This window comes from Actinophytocola sp. (genome assembly GCF_036002505.1).
Classification (GTDB): Bacteria; Actinomycetota; Actinomycetes; order Mycobacteriales; family Pseudonocardiaceae; genus DASYTH01.
This window is the reverse complement of record NZ_DASYTH010000206.1, coordinates 1-1,828: the sequence shown is the minus strand read 5'-3', so window position 1 is coordinate 1,828 and position 1,828 is coordinate 1. Positions and strand designations below refer to the sequence as shown.

The window sequence follows — 1,828 nt, the reverse complement described above, 5'->3', positions numbered from 1 at the left end:
AGGAACTTGGCCTGTGCTTCATCGACCTCGCTGTCGGGGTCCGAGCCGGCGACGATGCCGCACCCGGAGAAGAGGCGTACCCGGTTACCGTCGACCTCCGCGCAGCGCAGTGCGATGCACCATTCCCCATCACCGTTGGCGTCCAGCCAGCCGACCGGACCGGCGTACCGCCCCCGGTTCATTCCCTCGAGCTCTCTGATCACATCGAGCGATACATCGGTGGGCGTGCCGGCCACCGCTGCGGTTGGGTGCAGCGCGCCGGCAAGGGTGAGCGCGTCCGTGCTGCCGGCCAGCTGGCCGGTCACCTCGGTGGCAAGGTGGAGCACGTTCGACAGTCGCAGGATTGTCGGCTGAGTCGGGGCCGAGAGTTCGGCGCAGTAGGGCGCCAGTGACTCGGCAGCCGATAGTGCGGCGTAGACGTGCTCTTCCTGGTTCTTCGCGGACGCAATCAGCTCGGCGGCCAGCTGGTCCTCATCCTCGGCGCCCGGGTGTCGCCAGGCCGTGCCAGCAAGCACCAAGGACAGGATGTCCGGGCCGGTTCTGCGCACCAGAAGCTCGGGGGTTGCTCCGACCAGGCCGTCCACGGCGAAGGTCCAGCAGTCAGGGAAACGGCCGGCGAGCGATCTGAGCAGCTGGCCGGTGTCGACGGCGGTCTCCGCATAAGCAAGGAGGTCGCGGGCGAGTACGACCTTGTCCAGCCGGCCGGCGTTGATCTGCCGCACGGCCTCGGCGACCGCACCGCGCCACGCCGTCACCGGCACTGACCCCTCGGCCCAGCGAATCGGACCAGGATGCCGTGCTGGCGCGGTGATCGGGCGCGGTGGCAATTGCCCGATCCCGGCCGGGCGGTGCTGCGCGCCACCAGCCGCTCCGGGCACCGACCCGCGATGGGTGCGCTCCCGGCCGATCGTGGTGATCCACGCCCGCCCATCCCGCCGGCCGATCACCTGTTCGGGTACGACGAGCACCGAGCCCCCGGTCTCCTCATCGAAGGCGAAGCTCCCGAACGCCACCGGTCCCGACCCAGGCACCCCGATGGCGTCGTCAACGACAAGGCGCTCGATGAAGTCGTGCCACCAGTCGGCCGCCTCGGCGCAGTGCTTCTTGCCGGTGATCTCGAATCGAGCGGCCTCGCCCGACGCGACGAGACCATCGCCACGGCGCACCCACGCCAGGCTGCCCACGGGGGGCAGCCAGTCCAGCAGGTCACCCGGATCGGGCACTTCCACGGTCTGGACGACGAGCCGCGCCCGCTCCCGTGAAGTGCCCACGGCCGACCAGCGTACGTGGCCGACGGGGCTGGGCTCATCGCTACCCGGCCGGAATGCCCGATCCGTCCCAGGCCGAGACCCACCGAGATGCCTTTGCGCCCCACCCGGCGTGATCCGACGCTCGTGCGCTCGCCTGGCCGAAGCTGCGAGTCCGGCATGCATGCGTACGCCCACCTGATCCCAGCCTTGCGACTCGTGCGAGGCTCTAGCGCGTGGCCCGAGCTGACCTGCACAAGGAACCGCGCGAGGTGGCGGCGATGTTCGACGACGTCGCGCCGCGCTATGACCGGACCAACGACGTCCTCTCGCTGGGTCAAGCGCGCCTGTGGCGCCGGGCGGTGCTGGCCGCAGTGGATCCGATGCCGGGGGAGCGGATCCTCGATCTTGCCGGCGGTACCGGCACTTCCGCTGAGCCGTTCCGTCGTGCCGGCGCGGACGTCATCCCCTGTGACTTCTCGTTCGGGATGCTCAAAGTCGGCAAGCAGCGCTTGCCTCATCTCGGCTTCACTGCGGGCGATGCGCTCAGGCTGCCCTTCACGTCGCGGGCGTTCGACGCC

The 1,828-nt window shown here is 70.0% G+C and carries 2 protein-coding genes; one reads left to right on the top strand and one right to left on the bottom strand.

The features are described 5' to 3' along the window. Nucleotides 1–1,271 (bottom strand): isochorismate synthase (locus tag VGR06_RS17725; RefSeq protein ID WP_327560192.1); only part of this gene is annotated, 1,271 nt, incomplete at its 3' end. Nucleotides 1,272–1,483: 212 nt separating this feature from the next. Between VGR06_RS17725 and VGR06_RS17720 the strand changes: the two genes are divergently transcribed. After that, a partial coding sequence (locus VGR06_RS17720) for a class I SAM-dependent methyltransferase (RefSeq protein WP_327560191.1) occupies nt 1,484–1,828 on the top strand: 345 nt, incomplete at its 3' end.